The 16,891-nt window shown below is 40.4% G+C and carries 14 protein-coding genes; 7 read left to right on the top strand and 7 right to left on the bottom strand.

Annotation, left to right across the window (positions count from 1 at the left end; genetic code table 11):
• Position 1 precedes the first annotated feature (1 nt).
• A complete protein-coding gene (locus JXQ92_RS03370) occupies positions 2-2,260 on the bottom strand; it encodes a TonB-dependent receptor (RefSeq protein WP_421985169.1) in 2,259 nt (752 codons plus the stop codon).
• A gap of 82 nt (positions 2,261-2,342) precedes the next feature.
• Between JXQ92_RS03370 and JXQ92_RS03375 the strand changes: the two genes are divergently transcribed.
• Together JXQ92_RS03375 and JXQ92_RS03380 are read left to right on the top strand one after the other, a co-directional pair.
• Entirely contained in the window at positions 2,343-2,678 is a 336-nt protein-coding gene (locus JXQ92_RS03375; RefSeq protein ID WP_421985170.1) for a Rieske (2Fe-2S) protein, read from the top strand.
• Between the two features lie 40 nt (positions 2,679-2,718).
• On the top strand, positions 2,719-3,957 hold the full coding sequence (locus JXQ92_RS03380) for a DUF418 domain-containing protein (RefSeq protein WP_421985171.1): 1,239 nt from the start codon (positions 2,719-2,721) through the stop codon (positions 3,955-3,957).
• Here JXQ92_RS03380 and JXQ92_RS03385 read toward each other — a convergent pair.
• Complete coding sequence (locus JXQ92_RS03385; protein ID WP_421985172.1) at positions 3,954-4,937, bottom strand: isoaspartyl peptidase/L-asparaginase family protein; 984 nt, start codon at positions 4,935-4,937, stop codon at positions 3,954-3,956. The two genes, JXQ92_RS03380 and JXQ92_RS03385, sit on opposite strands and share 4 nt — an antisense overlap.
• A 95-nt stretch (positions 4,938-5,032) precedes the next feature.
• Here JXQ92_RS03385 and JXQ92_RS03390 point away from each other — a divergent pair, with 95 nt between their 5' ends.
• The 5 genes from JXQ92_RS03390 (at position 5,033) to JXQ92_RS03410 (ending at position 10,140) form a co-directional block, all read left to right on the top strand.
• Positions 5,033-6,637: a beta-N-acetylhexosaminidase gene (locus JXQ92_RS03390; protein WP_421985173.1), complete on the top strand. Its 1,605-nt coding sequence runs from the start codon at positions 5,033-5,035 to the stop codon at positions 6,635-6,637.
• Positions 6,638-6,726: 89 nt separating this feature from the next.
• Positions 6,727-7,893: an aspartyl protease family protein gene (locus tag JXQ92_RS03395; protein ID WP_421985174.1), complete on the top strand. Its 1,167-nt coding sequence runs from the start codon at positions 6,727-6,729 to the stop codon at positions 7,891-7,893.
• Positions 7,894-7,941: 48 nt separating this feature from the next.
• Positions 7,942-8,562, top strand: coding sequence for a hypothetical protein (locus tag JXQ92_RS03400; RefSeq protein ID WP_421985175.1), 621 nt, complete (start codon positions 7,942-7,944; stop codon positions 8,560-8,562).
• 64 nt (positions 8,563-8,626) lie between these two features.
• Entirely contained in the window at positions 8,627-9,778 is a 1,152-nt protein-coding gene (locus JXQ92_RS03405; protein WP_421985176.1) for a hypothetical protein, read from the top strand.
• Positions 9,775-10,140 carry a YccF domain-containing protein gene (locus JXQ92_RS03410; RefSeq protein ID WP_421985177.1) on the top strand — a complete coding sequence of 122 codons (366 nt, stop codon included), beginning with the start codon at positions 9,775-9,777 and terminating at the stop codon, positions 10,138-10,140. Before JXQ92_RS03405 ends, JXQ92_RS03410 begins: the two co-directional genes overlap by 4 nt.
• Positions 10,141-10,160: 20 nt before the next feature.
• Here JXQ92_RS03410 and JXQ92_RS03415 read toward each other — a convergent pair whose 3' ends face one another.
• From JXQ92_RS03415 to JXQ92_RS03435, 5 genes are all read right to left on the bottom strand, one after another.
• The gene (locus JXQ92_RS03415; protein WP_421985178.1) at positions 10,161-10,370 is read right to left on the bottom strand and encodes a helix-turn-helix transcriptional regulator; all 210 of its coding nucleotides are present in this window, start codon (positions 10,368-10,370) and stop codon (positions 10,161-10,163) included.
• Between the two features lie 533 nt (positions 10,371-10,903).
• Positions 10,904-12,709, bottom strand: coding sequence for an acyl-CoA dehydrogenase family protein (locus JXQ92_RS03420; RefSeq protein WP_421985179.1), 1,806 nt, complete (start codon positions 12,707-12,709; stop codon positions 10,904-10,906).
• 51 nt (positions 12,710-12,760) lie between these two features.
• Complete coding sequence (locus JXQ92_RS03425) at positions 12,761-13,939, bottom strand: acetyl-CoA C-acyltransferase (protein ID WP_421985180.1); 1,179 nt, start codon at positions 13,937-13,939, stop codon at positions 12,761-12,763.
• A gap of 32 nt (positions 13,940-13,971) precedes the next feature.
• Positions 13,972-16,356 carry a 3-hydroxyacyl-CoA dehydrogenase NAD-binding domain-containing protein gene (locus JXQ92_RS03430; protein ID WP_421985181.1) on the bottom strand — a complete coding sequence of 795 codons (2,385 nt, stop codon included), beginning with the start codon at positions 16,354-16,356 and terminating at the stop codon, positions 13,972-13,974.
• Between the two features lie 4 nt (positions 16,357-16,360).
• Entirely contained in the window at positions 16,361-16,795 is a 435-nt protein-coding gene (locus JXQ92_RS03435; RefSeq protein ID WP_421985182.1) for a MarR family winged helix-turn-helix transcriptional regulator, read from the bottom strand.
• Positions 16,796-16,891 lie beyond the last annotated feature (96 nt).

The following is a 16,891-nucleotide window of genomic DNA, read 5'->3' on the forward strand; positions in this document are numbered from 1 at the left end:
GTTAATTGTTGAGTTTCAGTTTTATACCAAAATAGTAGTTTTGTTCAGCTGCTGGCTGAAAATACCTTCTACCGAAAGCGTTCAGGTCGTTTCCTAGACTATATGAAACGTCCAAAAGGTTATCTATTCCTGCAAAAACTTCAAATTGAGACCCATCTTTAAAGGCTCCTTGATAACCAATTCGCAGATTCATAAGGTTATACGCATTTGAAAAGAAGGTATTGCTATCATTTAAGGGAATAGGGTCAGAATAGTGATAGGTAAGGTTAGCATACAGTCCATTTCTGAAGCTTATGTCTGTTTGAATGTTGACAACATGGGGTGCCGTTCCTGGCAATGCGTTTCCAGAAAAATCGTCACCATCATCTATGTAATCTTCAAACTCAAAATTATGATAGGTATAGGCGATTGTTGAGCTCAGGTTAGCAATTGCCGAACCTCCATCCTTTATCCAGTTCATTTTGGCGGAAAGCTCCGCTCCCCTTTGCTGTGTTTCTCCTGCATTTCTAAAAAGTACTACACCATTCATATCCGTGAACGTTGTAATGGCATCTTGGAGCTGGAAATAAAACAAGGCCAAGTCGAAAGAGAGTTTGTTATTAAGTGCAGCACCACGGAAATTAAATTCATAATTCAATCCCTTTTCTGCTTGCAAAGCACTATTTAAACTTCCTTCATTAGTTCTAACCTCAGTCGTTGTTGGCGGAGAAAAACCGCTCATAACGCTAAAATGTACTGAAAAATCAGTTCCTAAACGCTTCGAAATGGCGAGCCTGGGCGACCAGACGGCATCGAATTCTTTCAGCAAGCCCTGAGGGTTGTTATTGATCTTATCTATTGTTCTGTCAATGTCATATGACAAGGAGTTTCTACTTAGGCCAGCCGTAATATTGAGCCCTTCATTTACATCATAACTTAAATTCGTAAAGAGAATGCTTTGCTTAGAATCAATTTGATCCGCAAACCGAATAGTATCTGCTTCGCCATTCACATTGCCAAAATTCTTCCCATCGAAAAAAGAGCGTTGATATTCCATTCCGCTTGACCAGTTAGCTGGTTTTCCACTTATTGTTAATTCCTTTTCAAATAGCGTTCTTCCGGAAAAAACTTGTTGATTATCCTTCTTAAAATCAAGTATAAACGGGTTTTCAAATTTACTTGCGCTTAAACTTATGTCCGTCGTGTTTTTCCATCCATTTTCCATTACATATTCTTGACCTACTCTAAATAAAAAGAGCTCATTGGCTACAGAAGCGTTTCTTTCTATACTATTTGGTCGTGATTGCCTTGGGTTTTCATCCCGCTGATCAGGGTTTAAACCGCCTGGTATCTCATAAAACAAATCCGAATACAAGAGCGACGTCGATATTGTTCTTTTTTCGTTTGGAAAGAACAGCCCGTCCAATTCTAAGGTGTTTCTATCCATAGCGTTATGCTCACGATAGCCGTCGCTTTTTTGACTGGACCACTTAAACGTTAGGCTACTATTTTCATTTAAAAAATTGCTTGCCCCGTTCAGTTTCACCATGCCATATGAACCAACTGTGGCGTTAAAAGTAGAGGCATTGGCGAGCTCAGAAAGGTTTGTGCTTTGAATTTTTATGACGCCACCATTTCCTGCGCCATAAATACTTGCAGCAGGCCCTTTAATTATTTCTAAACTCGAGGCATTGGTCAAATCTAGCAGGTTAAGAAAAGTATTACCGCCTGGTTCTGTAAACGGGATTCCATTCCAATAGACTTTTACATTTCTTACGCCAAAAGGCGAGCGGATGGAGCTTCCCCTGATCGATACGCGATAACTGGCTGCAGCGCGTTGTTCAAATCTTACACCCGGTATTGTATTTACCGCATTAACTAGTGACTGTTCATCGAACCGCCTCAGGCCACTAGATGAAATGCGAGCAATTGACCCTGCTTGTTTTTCAAGTGGAACATTACCTAAAAAACCCTCAACAACGACATCATTTAAGTTTTGCTCTGAGCGTTCCAAAACCACCACTTGTTGAGCTCTTTTGGTGAGATAAACACGCTTAGTTGTAAAACCAACAAATGAAATGGTCACCTGATTGGTTTCTGTTTTACTTATGGAAACTCGCCCATTTTGGTCACTAGTTAGCACCGTAGAATCGGGTAAAAGAAGTATTGTGGCACCGGAAAGAGGTTCTAATAGGTCATCTTTTATGATAAGATCTTGGGAAAAAAGTTGACCCGCAATTAACGAGAGGAATAAGGTGAGGCAAATTTTAGACTTAAGCATTGACCTGGTCGAATGTTTTATTTTGCACACTAATATCGTTTTTTCCATCAGGAAACAATGTTGAAGCCTTATATTAATGCGAATGACCTCAGAACAAAATCGTTTTAAAGTCTTTAAAAATAGGGCTGATTTAAAACTTGCTTTTAAAACCAAATCCATTCGCCAAGTGAGACTAGGAGATAAGAAGTTTTGTATTGCTCATCAGGGTAGTGAATATTTTGCTTTTGAAGCGCTTTGCCCTCACCAAAAACAACCATTGGTTTCTGCCACCATGAACCATTTTGGCGAAATTATCTGCCCGCTCCATTTCTACAGGTTTAATCTGAAAACAGGCCAGGAAGCTTCTAGGCTATGCAACGATTTAGCCATCTTTCCATTAGAATATTCTGATGACGGCATTTTCGTGAAACTATATTGATGTTTTTATATTCCCCTAGATTCGATAAATTTCCGGCACCGTGGCCGTAAAATCGAACCTTCTCAAACCTACAGGCGCTCCCGAGCGTGTTGTTTCTATGGATATACTTCGCGGTGTAGCCGTATTGGGCATATTAGCGATGAATATTCAAAGCTTTGCTATGCCTTCGGCAGCTTATACTAACCCTACTGCTTTTGAAAAACTTACGGGAAATGATCTTTGGGTATGGGTAGGTAGCCATGTTTTTACTGACCAGAAGTTTATGAGCATTTTTTCAATGCTTTTTGGTGCCAGTATTATGATGTTATCTCAAAAAGCTAGGAAGGAAAATTTAAGGTCGACCGAACTGCAAAACAGGCGGTTTATATTCTTGGCTTTGATGGGGCTAGCACATGCTTATTTACTTTGGTATGGCGATATCTTATTTGCTTATGCTGTCTGCGGATTTTTCATGTTTTCCTTTAGGAATAAGAAAACAAAAGTTCAGATCAGGGCAGGCATCGCCTTAATTGCAGTTGGGTCTATTATCAGTTTGGTAATTGGCTATAGTACACCTTTTTGGGAGCAAGGGGAATTGGAAGCCACGAAAACTGAAATTTGGCAGCCAACTCCTGATACCATATCTGATGAAATTGATGTGGCAACAGGGCCTTGGGAAATGCAAATTCTGTATAGAGCGCAACAAGCATTTCAAATGCAAACCACCATCTTCTTTTACGAAACTTTTTGGAGGGTGTCGGGGCTTATGCTCATTGGTATGGCCCTTTATAAACGGAGAATTTTCAAAGGAAAACAAAGTACCAGATACTATACAAAAATGGTTTGGTACGGTTTGGGTTTAGGGCTACCTATGGTAGTAATAGGCACCATTCTTAACTTTCAATTTGATTGGGATTTTAGAATGGGGTTTTTCTTCCTTTCACAGCTCAATTATTGGGGTAGCATTCTAATGGCACTAGCCTACGTAGGTATCGTAATGCTTTTCACCAAAGACTCCACAAAAAGCTTCTTAGCGAAAAAGTTAGCGGCCGTGGGACGCACTGCACTTAGCACTTATTTAATGCAGTCCATCATCTGTTCCTTTATATTTTATGGCTATGGGTTGGCTCTTTTTGGTGACCTCGACCGATCAGCTCAAGCAGTTCTTGTGCTCTGCATTTGGGTCTTCAATATTGTCTTTTCAAATGTCTGGCTATCATATTTTAGGTATGGCCCTTTCGAGTGGCTCTGGCGCTCGCTCTCTTATGGCAAGGCGCAGCCTATATTTAAATCGTTCTAGCCGTTATAGAATTCCGCATCGATTAGTTCTTCCTCATCACCGGACTTTACTGCAAAATTGAAGCCTTTGTGAATTGCATAAGCACCATATTCACCATTTTTACTTAAGGCCAAAAAGCCAACTTGAAGGTCTTTGTAGTTGTCGGGGTACTTGCGTACGATCCGTTCTACTGCTTGTTTACATGCTTCACGAGGTGCAAGCCCTTGGCGCATAAGTTCTACGATCATGTGAGCACCACAAATCTTTATAACAAATTCGCCTAAACCTGTTGCCGTTACAGCACCAATTTCATTGTCAACATATAGTCCCGCGCCAATAATAGGAGAGTCGCCCACTCTGCCGTGCATTTTCCATGCAGCACCACTGGTAGTACAAGCACCGGAAAGGTTGCCCATATCATCTAGTGCCACCATACCGATGGTGTCGTGGTTCTCTACATTAATCTTTGGTTTATAATCTTGATTCTTCAGCCAATTCTTCCAGGCCTTTTCTGATTTTTCTGTGAGTAAATTTTCTTCTTTAAACCCTTTTTCAACCGCAAACTGACGTGCTCCTTCACCCACCAACATAACATGAGGCGTGTCGTCCATTACTTTTCTCGCGACTGATATCGGGTGCATTATGTTCTGCAAAAAGGCAACTGAACCACAATTTTCGAATTCATCCATAATACAGGCATCCAAAGTTACCACGCCATCACGATCGGGGAAACCACCTATTCCAACCGTGGCATTATTCGGGTCTGCCTCTGTCACACGAACACCTTGTTCTACTGCATCGACAGCTCTTCCTTTTTTAGAAAGCACTTCCCAAGCAGATTTATTCGCCTCTAAACCGTGGTTCCAAGTAGAGATAACTATGGGCTTTTTTACCGCTTTTTTCTCTGGTTCAGGTTCACAAGCCATTGTACTTAAGCCTGCCGTTGTTACTGCTAATCCGCTAAAAATTGAAGATTTTAAGAATTTTCGTCTGTTTGCCATCGTTGTCGTTTGCTCTAAGATATTGAAATCGACGTTAAGTTATGAACCGTTTATCAATGCGTTTCATTTTTGACTCAAACTCAATATCTTCAAAGATGAAAAACATTTTTTTGGGACTCATCATCTCAGTTGCCCTCATGGGCTGTCAGGCAGAATCGCCGGAAGTAATCACTCCTCAAGTTGTACCTCAGCCGGTAAACATCAACTACAACCTGAATAAGCACTTTACTTTAAACAGCAGACCTATTTTATTGGCTGAAACAGAAAGCGCGAAAACGTCGATGCTATTTTTACATGATTACCTTAAGTCTGCAGGGTGGTCTTCTGAATTACACGAGTCTGGCAATGCTCAAATTCATTTCAAACATAATGACGAACTACAAGGCGAGGCATATGCGCTTAAAGTAGACCACGAAGGAGTTACCATTAGGGCAAACACCGACAAAGGGTTTTTCTACGGTGTTCAAACGCTCATTCAGATGTTGCCAACCAATAAGCAGATTGCCGTTTTACCATATATGACCATGCTCGATAAGCCCAGGTTTAGCTGGAGAGGTTTACACCTGGATGTGGGAAGACATTTTTACTCGGTTGACTTTATTAAGAAGTATATCGACCTGATGGCTTTTTATAAGCTAAACACTTTCCACTGGCACCTCACCGAGGATCAGGGTTGGAGAATTGAGATTAAAAAGTACCCGAAACTAACAACTGTGGGTAGCCAAAGGAAAGAAACTATTGTGGAGAAAAACTTCAACCCGTTTGTGGGTGATGGAAAACCTTATGGCGGTTTTTATACGCAGGAAGAGGTTAAGGAAATTGTAGCCTATGCGGCCGAAAGACATGTAACAGTGGTACCGGAAATAGAAATGCCTGGGCATAGTTTAGGTGCCTTAGCTGCTTACCCAGAATTAGGTTGCGGCCCTGGCCCATATGAAGTGGGTACGAGGTGGGGCGTTTACGAAGATATTTATTGCCCTAGCGAAAAGACCTTTGCGTTTTTACAAGATGTACTTACTGAGGTAATCGATTTGTTTCCTGGAGACTACATTCACATTGGTGGAGACGAGGCTCCGAAAGCGGTTTGGAAAAAGAGTGAATTGGCACAACAGGTGATCAAACGAGAAGGCTTAAAAGACGAGTTTGAGTTGCAAAGTTATTTCATCAAGCGCATCGAAAAGTTTTTAGTTGGGAAAGGCAAAAAGTTGATCGGTTGGGATGAAATTTTAGAAGGTGGATTAGCCCCAGAGGCAACCGTGATGTCATGGCGTGGTGAAAAAGGAGGGATTGAAGCTGCCGAAAACGGTCATGATGTGGTGATGTCGCCAAATGCCGATATGTATTTCGACCATTACCAAGCCAACCCAGAAACACAGCCTTTAGCGATCGGCGGTTTTACCACATTAGAGAGTGTTTATCACTATGAACCTATCCCTAAAGATCTGGATAATAAACACCACAAACATGTACTTGGCGCACAAGCCAATGTATGGACGGAGTATATGAAAACTTCCGACTACGTGGAGTATATGGCTTACCCAAGAGTGGTAGCACTTGCAGAAACGGTTTGGACAAACCCTGAACAAAAAGATTGGGCTAAATTTCAAGAAAAAATGGAGCATCAGTACAAGCTCTTAGACGCTAGAGGTGTAAATTATTTCAATGCGGCTACGGATACGACCGAAACATCGGCTAATTAATAGGTGGTTTCTTAACGTGTGTTAACCTTTGGCCAAAAAGGCAACCTCCACTGATGGTTTTGGTTTAATACTATTTTAAGGTCTTAATTATGCGAAACTCACTTTTAATCGTGCTACTTTTTTGTGGCAGTATTGCTTTTGGCAATGAACCCATAGCCAGTTTTCCATTTAAAATCCACCTCGGTCACATTTACATCAAAGCCAAAATTAACGATGGGCGAATCATCAACGTAGTATTTGATACAGGTGCAGGAGCCAACTTAGCCAGTAAGGAAGTAGCTGAGGAATTGAATTTAAAAATCAGTGGATCCCAATTGATTAGTGGTGCTTCGGGCCCAGTATCTATCGACTCTTCTCAAGGCAATGAGCTTGTACTCGGGGGTGATTTGGAAATGGAAAACCAGACTTTTTTAGTGATGAACCTAGATCATTTGGGAGACTCCGATTATCCCTTAGATGCACTGATCGGCGCTAATGTTCTTCGGCAATATGTAGTGGAACTAAATTTTGATGATGGTATAATGAACCTCTATAATAGCAGCGGATTCAAAGAACCTGAAACATACACAAAACAAAAGATTTCACTAGTTCCTTATGGCATACCGATCATTACGGCAGATTTTAATTATGCTGAATCTAAAACATTGAATGGCTCTTACTTGGTAGACACTGGTGCTGCACTGGCTTTAAGAATGAACACGCCATTAGTAAAGAGAAATAAGCTTATCGAAAGTATTACGCCGAATTATGTTTATACAAGCCAAGCTTTAAAGAATTCTGCAGACGACTATATCGGAAGGCTAAATGCTTATTCTGTTTTGGGTGAAAGGTTTACTGATATTCCAATCCGGATGGCCACCGTAACATCGGGCGTCAGTAGCTGGGATACTGTTGACGGCATTTTAGGGCTTGAAATTCTAAAGCGTTTCAACATGATATTCGACTACAGCCGTCAAGTCATGTACGTAAAAAAGAACTCGTTATCCAATCTGCCTTTTAGAAATAATACGACGGGCCTAAAGCTCAAAAAAAAGGGTGACTATCTAGAAGTAGAGTCTATCATAACTGGGTCGGCAGCAGCCAAAGTTGACATTCAAGAAGGTGATAAAATTGTTTCTATTGACGGGAAAAAACAAATGACGTTCGATGAATTCAAGGCTTATACTAACGAAAGGAAATCTAGTATCTCTCTGGTCTTAGAGCGAGGTGGTAATACTAAAACCGTAAGCATAAATCCATTTTCAATGATTGACTAAGTATCTTTTTTCAGATATTAGTCGTGTTGAAACCCGAAATTAGTCCTTATGCTCAAGAAGTTAACTAGAAACATAATCATGCTTTTCTCCATTATGGCAGTGGTTTGCCTTAGTTGCGACCAAAGGAGCGACGAGGAGAAATGGATGGCAGAGATACGCTATTTTATCATGATTCAGGCCGATGATTTCAAGAGCTATGAAGCCATTGATTTTCAGAAAATAGATGTTGACTTTCTCATGTCTAACAAAGAGATACAGTCCTCATTAGTTACACTTCAAGACACCACAAGAACTAAGCTTCGCTTCTACGCTCGTTTGGAAAATGCCAGCAACCAGTTAATTGATGATCTCACACAAAGAGCACATGACTTTTCGATAGATAATGTGGATGAATTTCAGTTAGAAAAGGCGAAAATGGATAAGGCGTTAAGCGATCATTTTCAAAACCTTCCCGAGACTTTATCTATCGCTAATAGAAAGGAGCAAAAGGCATTGAATACTATTAACAAATCTCTAGAAGCATATGGACTTTCCATTTATAATATCAATTTAACGGATGGAAAAAGTGTGTTTTACCTTCATAGTTTTCGCTTAAAGTCGCGAAGCCATAAAGGCATTTTCGAATTGAATAAGGAGACGCTAGAAGTCAGTTCTTTTAAAGAAATCTAGGGTAGTCCGCTAGGGTTCCTCCTCTCTTACATATTAGTTATATTGATGTGCTAAACCCATAAACATGCTGAAAATCACGCTGAAAATCGTTTTGGCACTTGTAGTCATATCCAACAGCCTACATTCCTTTCAGGCCAACCCTGAATATGAGCTCGTTATCAGCGACTCCATTATTATTAACAAACTAGAAATTCTTCAGGTTGCAGATTACAACCCTAAAACCAACAACTTTTTAGTATATGGCACCACGTCAAAGAAGTGCTTAGAAATAGATTTTCAAGGAAACATTCTGAGCGAGGTAGACCTATCAGGTGAGGGACCTGGCCACTTTGGAAGAGGTATGAGTGCCTTAGGTTATATCGGAGATAATAAAGTAATAGAGGGTGCTGCTTCTTATATCTTTTTCGACAAAGACTGGAACTATCAAAACAAATTTACGCCTGGTTCTAGTATGATTCCACTTGTTGGTTTACCCTATGACCTGACTGGCCTTATGCTTAATGGAAAGCCAACCGTTTTAAGGTATATCAATCAAAATTACTTTGGATCCATGGAACTAAAGAAAGGCCACTTTTCGTCTGCTAAAATGATAGAAGCCTTTAATGGAGAATCCGAGAAAGCAGAGAGGCACCTTGATTACCCTAAAAACACTGTTTATCAGGATGAAGAAACCTATTATGATAGCCACCTCCCTAGGTTATCAATCAACAAATCCAATGGACTGTTTTATGTTGCTTTACCATTAGAAAAAACGATCTACACTTATAACCCGAAAAAGGAATTCAACCTAGTGAATGAATTTCCAATTAAGCTCGAACGTTTTAAAGAACCTGAAGGTATTCCATTCGGTGATCAACTTAAAAACCCAGGTCAGTACACGGGCCGGACTAATAGAAGGAATACGATACTTAGGATGACTAACAGTGCCATTTTAGATATCCATGCAGAGGGAAATACAATCATTATAGAGCACCAGACTGGTTTAAAAAAGTCGAACTATAATACAGCAAGACAGGCCAACCCCGATTATGTACGCCTGAATAAGTACATCACTACTTTTGTAAAGGATGAAAAAGTGGTGCTTACTGTTGAAAAGCGTTTTAAACAGTTGGTGAGGTTGGATGAAAACAGGTTTATTACGCCTTATGTAACAGGAGAAGATGAGGAGCTGGATTACAATAAATTCTATATCTACGAGTTAAGAAAAGCACAATGAAGCTACTTGGTAATATTATTTGGATCGTGTTTGGGGGCTGGATGATTGCCCTTGAATATATCATTGGCGGCATTGCCTTGTGCATGACCATCGTGGGAATTCCTTTTGGTATTCAATGTTTTAAACTGGCTATACTGGGCTTTGCACCTTTCGGCCAGCAAATAGAACCAGGTAGAAGTTTAAGTGGCTGCCTTTCCCTGCCATTAAACATTATCTGGTTGATCTTTGGAGGTTTTTGGGTGTTTGTAACTCACCTCATTTGGGGGCTACTTTTTTGCATAACCATTATTGGTATTCCTTTTGGTGCCCAACACTTTAAACTCGCTGGCTTGGCTTTCGCTCCTTTTGGACGAGGAATATAGGCACCGACCCGGTTCGTCAATTAGGCTTTCGTACTTACTAACAACTCGCGAATATCTACATCTAGTGCCTCGGCGATATCTGAGAGCATTTCTATACGCGGTTGCATTTCGTTGGTACACCACTTAGAAACAGTGGTTTTATTCACATCCAATTTTTCAGCCAACCAAAGGTTGGTGCGTTCTGTTTCAGCCAGAACGGCCTTAATCCTGTTGAGTTTTTTACGTGACATTAGAGCTTGTTTATCACAAAATAATCAAATTCTAAGCGCCTTTATACACTAAAGTATCTGCTTTAAAAGCTACTTTTCTTCCCTTTAAAAATATTATGTTTGCTTTTAACTATTTTTTCAAATACATTGAAACAACATTAAAGATGTTTAACGCAACTATACTTATACCATATTATCGACTGCTAAATTTTTTATTCTTGTCAGGGAATAAAATTAAATGGATCATCAACTGATGATATACCAAGGCTTAAGCTTCATCTAAATAGAGCTTGTACCCATTCATAGACGATGAATTGTGTTTCCACACTTGGGTCTTAGATAAGTTTGGTTTGGTATTCACATTTGGCCGGACCCAAATGGTTGATGTGTTTTGTGTGTGGCCAAATTGGGATCGTGTGATTTTCTTGTCACCCACCGGGAAATTATGCGCCCTTTATGGCTCTTTGTTGAACATAAAAAAAGCGAAGCCTTGTCAGGCTTCGCTTTTTGTTTAGAGAGCTGATTTTAACAGCTATTGTGTTTCTAGTACAGTACTAGGCAAAGAAGTAAGGAAACTTACCTTCTTTTATCATAGTGTCTGCTACTTGTCTTCTTAGCTCTTTGGTATTCACCAAGTCCATTTTCGTAAATCGCTTTAAGCCCATTAGCATAACTTTCTGCTCATCACCTTTGGTGAATGAAGCAATCGCTTCCTTAGCCGCTGCGTTTATCTTATCTACCGCCTTCGTCATATAGATTTGAGTCATTGCGATATAATCTGAACATGCTTCTTCTCCTCTAAGGCTAATTAGCTTTTCTGTTCTCAACATGGCTGATTCCACTGCATATATCTCAATTAAGATGTCTGCGAGGTTCATCATTACTTCTTGCTCATCTTCAATTCTGTCTTGTAAAGCCATTGCCGCTTTACCACCTACCATAAGGAATACCTTCTTTATATTCTTCAGTACCTCTTTTTCAGCATTGAATAGTACAGATTTGTCGATTGTAGAGAATGTTGGAACAGCTGTTAGTTCTTTAGAAACCGCCATGGCTGGCTCAAACATAGCGAGCTCTCCTTTCATGGCTCTTTTCAAGATCATACCGATCATCAACATGCGGTTAATCTCGTTGGTACCTTCATAAATTCGCGCGATACGGGCATCTCTATATGCACGCTCCATTGGTGCATCTGCAGAATAGCCCATTCCACCATAAACTTGAAGGCCCTGGTCAACTACATAGTCTAATACTTCAGAACTATGAATTTTACCAATAGCGCATTCTATAGCGAACTGCTCAACACCTTTTAGCTTAGCCTGCGCATCATCCATTCCTGAAGCGACTAAGTCGTTCATTTTATCTTCAATATTCTGACCTGCTCGGTAGTCTAATGATTCCGTTACGTAGACTTGAGTGGCCATTTCAGCTAATTTATGCTTAATCGCACCAAAGCTAGAAATAGAAACCTCGAATTGCTTACGTTCATTGGCATATTGAGTGGCTTGTGATATGACGGTTCTACAACCTCCCAGTACACCTGCACCTAGTTTTATTCTACCTATGTTTAAGATGTTCACAGCTATCTTAAAACCGTTTTGTCTTTCCGATAGCATGTTTTCAACAGGAACTTCAGTTTCATTAAAGAATACTTGACGAGTAGAAGATCCTTTAATTCCCAGCTTTTTCTCTTCATCGTTCATGGTGATACCATTGAAGCTTTTCTCCACAATGAAGGCTGTTAGGTTTTTGTCGTCCTCAATTTTGGCAAATACGATAAACAAGTCTGCAAAGCCAGCATTCGAAATCCACATCTTCTGACCGGTGATCTTATAATGCGATCCGTCTTCTGATAACACTGCTTTAGTTTTTCCTGAATTAGCGTCTGATCCTGCATCTGGTTCAGTTAGGCAGTAACATGCTGCCCATTCGCCCATGGCTAGTTTTGGAAGGTACTTTTGCTTTTGCTCTTCATTTCCATAATAAAGGATAGGAAGTGTACCAATACCTGTATGTGCACCATAAGTTGTAGAAAACGAACCTGCAGCACCAATAATATCAGCAATCAACATACTTGTGTTGAAGCTCATACCTAAGCCACCGTAGTTTTCTGGTACTGAAATACCCAAAAGCCCTAGTTCTCCCGCTTTTTTGAATATGCTCGGCACTAAATCAGGGTCTTGCATGGAATCAATTCGATCCGCATTTGGATGAATTTCTGTATCGATAAAATCTTGACACGCTTGTGCCATCATTTTTTGCTCTTCGCTGAATTCTTCTGGAATGAAGACTTCTTGGGCGTTCGTTTCTCTGACGAGAAATTCGCCTCCTTTAATTGAATGTTTAGTATCTACGGACATGTGTTCTATATTTTGTGATGAGTAATGAGTATTGTGTTAATTACTCATTGTCTATTTAAGGAATTCATAAATTCCTGCTACGCCTTGGCCACCGCCTACACAGGCTGTAACCATACCGTATTTCGCGTTTTCGCGTCTTCGCATTTCGTTGAAAAGCTGAACTGAAAGCTTTGAGCCTGAACACCCTAATGGATGACCTAGTGCTATAGCACCGCCATTTACGTTAAGAATAGATCGATCTAGGTCTAGTTCTTTAATCACTGCTAATGACTGTGCAGCAAATGCTTCGTTCAATTCGATCAAGTCAAGGTCAGACTGTTTCAAACCTGCTTGCTTCAGTGCCTTTGGCACAGCTTCTACCGGACCAATTCCCATAATTCTTGGGTGTACACCAACCGCGGCATAAGTCACCATTCTAGCAATAGGTTCTAGGTTCAATTCTTTCACCATTTTCTCAGACATTACCATGACAAATGAAGCTCCATCTGAAACTGGTGATGAGTTACCGGCAGTCACCTGACCTCCTTGGGCAAAAACTGGCCTAAGTTTACCTAGAACATCTAAAGATGTATCTCCACGAGGACCTTCGTCAGTATCTACAGTGTAAGATTTCTCCACTATTTTTCCGTCAGGGCCAACTAACTTATCTGTAACTTTTATCGGAACTATTTCATCTTTGAATTTACCTGCTGCTTGTGCTGCAACGGCTTTCAAATGAGAATCAAGCGCAAACTGATCAGCCTCATCTCTGTTTACTTCGTATTCTTTAGCGACTTGCTCAGCCGTTAGGCCCATGCTTAAATAGTAGTCACTATATTCGGTGGCCAACTTATAATTCAACGCCGTTTTATAACCCATTACTGGCACCATCGACATTGACTCTGTACCTCCCGCAATAATGCAATCAGCCGTTCCAGCGTGCACTCTAGCGGAAGCTAGTGCAATAGCCTCCAAACCTGACCCACAGTACCGGTTTACTGTAACTCCGGGTACTTCTATCGGTAAGGATAAAAGTGATATCATTCTGGCCATTTGCATTCCTTGTTCTGCCTCTGGCACAGCATTACCTACTATGAGGTCGTCTACTCTTTTTGCATCGAAACTCGGCACTTGATTTACTAAGTGCTTAATTACGTCAGCAGCCATATCATCGGGGCGAACTGTTTTCAAAACACTTCTTTTACCTCGGCCTACTGCTGTTCTATATCCTGCTACTATATATGCGTCCATTTTTGGATTGTTAATTTTTGAATGAAGAATGATTAATTACGAAGTGGTTTACCTTTGAAAAGAATGCTATGAATTCTCTCCAATGTTTTAGGTTCAGCCGTCAATTCGACAAACATTTGTCGTTCCAAATCCAGTAAATACTGTTCCGATACTTCTTGTGGGAAAGTCAAATCTCCACCACACATTATCCATCCTAACTTGCGGGCAATCTTTGCATCATGTTCAGAAATGTAGTTTCCTAATAACATGCCATTGATACCTGCTTCAAATAATGCTAAGCCTGTTCTGCCTTGAACTTTGATGTTTTTTCTTTCGACTGGCTGTGTATAACCCGCTTCATGTAGTTCAAGCACTTTTGCTTTGGCATCTGTTAGTAATCTTTTTCTGTTAAGCGTAATACCGTCTTGAGGTCTAAGAATATGCATAGCCCTTGCTTCTTCTGCAGAAGTGGCCACTTTTGCCGTTGCAATGTTCATAAATGCTTCTTGGAGACGATTCAATTCAGGGTCACCACCTTCTATCGAATCGGCAACTCTCATGGTCAGTTCTTTCGTACCTCCACCACCTGGAATCAAACCTACTCCAACTTCTACCAAACCGATATATGTTTCGGCGTGAGCTTGGATAGCATCACAGTGAAGCGAAAGCTCGCAACCTCCTCCGAGTGCTAAACCAGCGGGTGCTGACACTACTGGAATGGAAGAAAACTTCGCGCGTTTCATCGTGTTCTGGAATTGCGCTACCATTAGGTTCACCTCATCGAACTCTTGGTCACCTGCAAACATGAATAGCATAGCCAAGTTGGCACCTGCAGAGAAATTCTCTCCTTCATTTCCTATGACAAGACCTTTGTAGTCTTTTTCCGCCATAGAAATCGCTGTTTCGATACCCTCAATTACTTCTTGCCCTATGGCATTCATTTTGGTGTGAAACTCCAAGCAAAGCACGCCATCTCCTATATCGAAAATCGATGCGCCTGGATTACCCCACACTTTATTTGTTTCTCTAATATTCTCTAGAATTACTAGATCTTCTGTTCCTGGAATAGTTTTATAGGACTTAGAAGGAACGTCATAATATTTCTTAATTCCCGATTCTATTTTATAGAAAGATTCGTGACCGGCATCTAACATTTCATGAACCCATGGCGCGGGTTTAAGGTCCATTTTTTCCATTTGTTCAACTACAGAACGAACCCCCAATAGATCCCAAGTATCGAATGGCCCCATTTGCCACGCAAACCCAGCACAAACGGCTTGGTCTATTCTGAATAGTTCATCTGAAATCTCAGGAATTCGATATGTTACGTATTTGAATGTGTCGTAGAAGGTCTTTCTATAGAACTCACCAGCTTTATCATCAAAGTTGACGAGCGTTTTAATTCTCGCCTTAAGGCTCTCTTCATCTTTAACGGCGGCAAGTGCCTTAAACCCAGCTCTTGTTCTATCTCCATATTCAAAAGTCTGTAAGTCTAATTCTTGAATTACTCTTTTGCCATTCGCATCTTTAGATTTCTTGAAGTAACCTTGGCCTGACTTATCGCCAAACCAGCCTCTTTTGTGAACTTCTTTTACAATTTTTGGTAAAACGAAAGCTTCCTTAGACTCATCGTTTGGCAAACCAGCATATAAATTATTAGCAACATTCACGGTAGTATCTAATCCCACCACATCCATTGTTCTGAATGTTGCAGATTTAGCTCTACCGATAATTGGTCCAGTCATCCTGTCAACTTCACCTACAGTTAGGCCCATTTCTTCAATGGTATGCATGGCTGACATAATCGCATAGATACCAATTCTATTTGCAATAAAAGCTGGGGTATCCTTACATAAAACGGTCTCTTTACCTAAATACAAATCGCCATAATGCATTAAGTAATCAATAATCTCTGGATCCGTTTTAGGGCCCGGTATAATTTCCAAAAGCCTTAAATATCTTGGAGGATTAAAAAAGTGCGTTCCGCAGAAGTGTTTTTGAAAGTCTTCACTTCTACCTTCCGACATCAAATTCATTGGAATACCTGACGTATTTGATGTGATCAATGTACCTGGCTTTCTGAACTTTTCAACCTGATCGAAAATGATTTTCTTTATATCAAGTCGCTCCACAACCACTTCAATGATCCAATCGACGCCAGAAATTTTTGGCATATCGTCTTCAAAGTTTCCCGTTTGAATGAGCTTTGCTACAGACTTGTCGTATACTGGTGACGGCTTTGATTTCAATGCGAATGTCAGTGCATCATTTACAATTTTATTTCTAGCTGCTGGGTTTGACTTGTTATCATCAGCTAAGTCTCTAGGGACAATATCCATAAGCAAGACTTCAACTCCGATATTCGCAAAATGACAGGCTATTCTGGAACCCATTACCCCAGAACCTAATACTGCTACTTTTTTAATACTTCGACTCATGTGTTTAGAATATTGATTTAGAATCTATCAATTGATTAATCTTAGTTATTACCTCAAAAAATGTATCGAGTTTGTCTTGTGCAATCGATTTCCTGATCGCTTCATTAAAACAGATTACTGTTTCTCTTGAAACTCTTCTTTTTTCTTGGCCTGTTTCGGTAAGAAAAATTCTTACCGACCTACCGTCATTAGGATCTTTTTCACGGTAGATAAACCCTTTCTCTTCCATGTTTTTCAACATACGCGTCAAACTCCTCGACTCTAAGCCCATAAGTGGGGCAATCTTAGTTGCGGGAGTTCCTTCCACCGGATCGATGTTGAGCACAACAAAAGCCATTGAAGTTGTACTTTCATGCTGAACTGCTTGCTGATTATACATCCTGTAAATAGCATGCCAGCACATTTTTATTTGATGGTCTACGGTCTCTTCTCTCTTCATAAGGCTTTGAGGTCTTACGAATTTAGAAAAAATTTGTTATGCATGCATACTATTTTTATTAAAAAAAGAGCCTAGGCATAAGCAGGCTCATTAAGC

This window comes from Roseivirga sp., from assembly GCF_049099775.1.
GTDB lineage: Bacteria > Bacteroidota > Bacteroidia > Cytophagales > Cyclobacteriaceae > Roseivirga.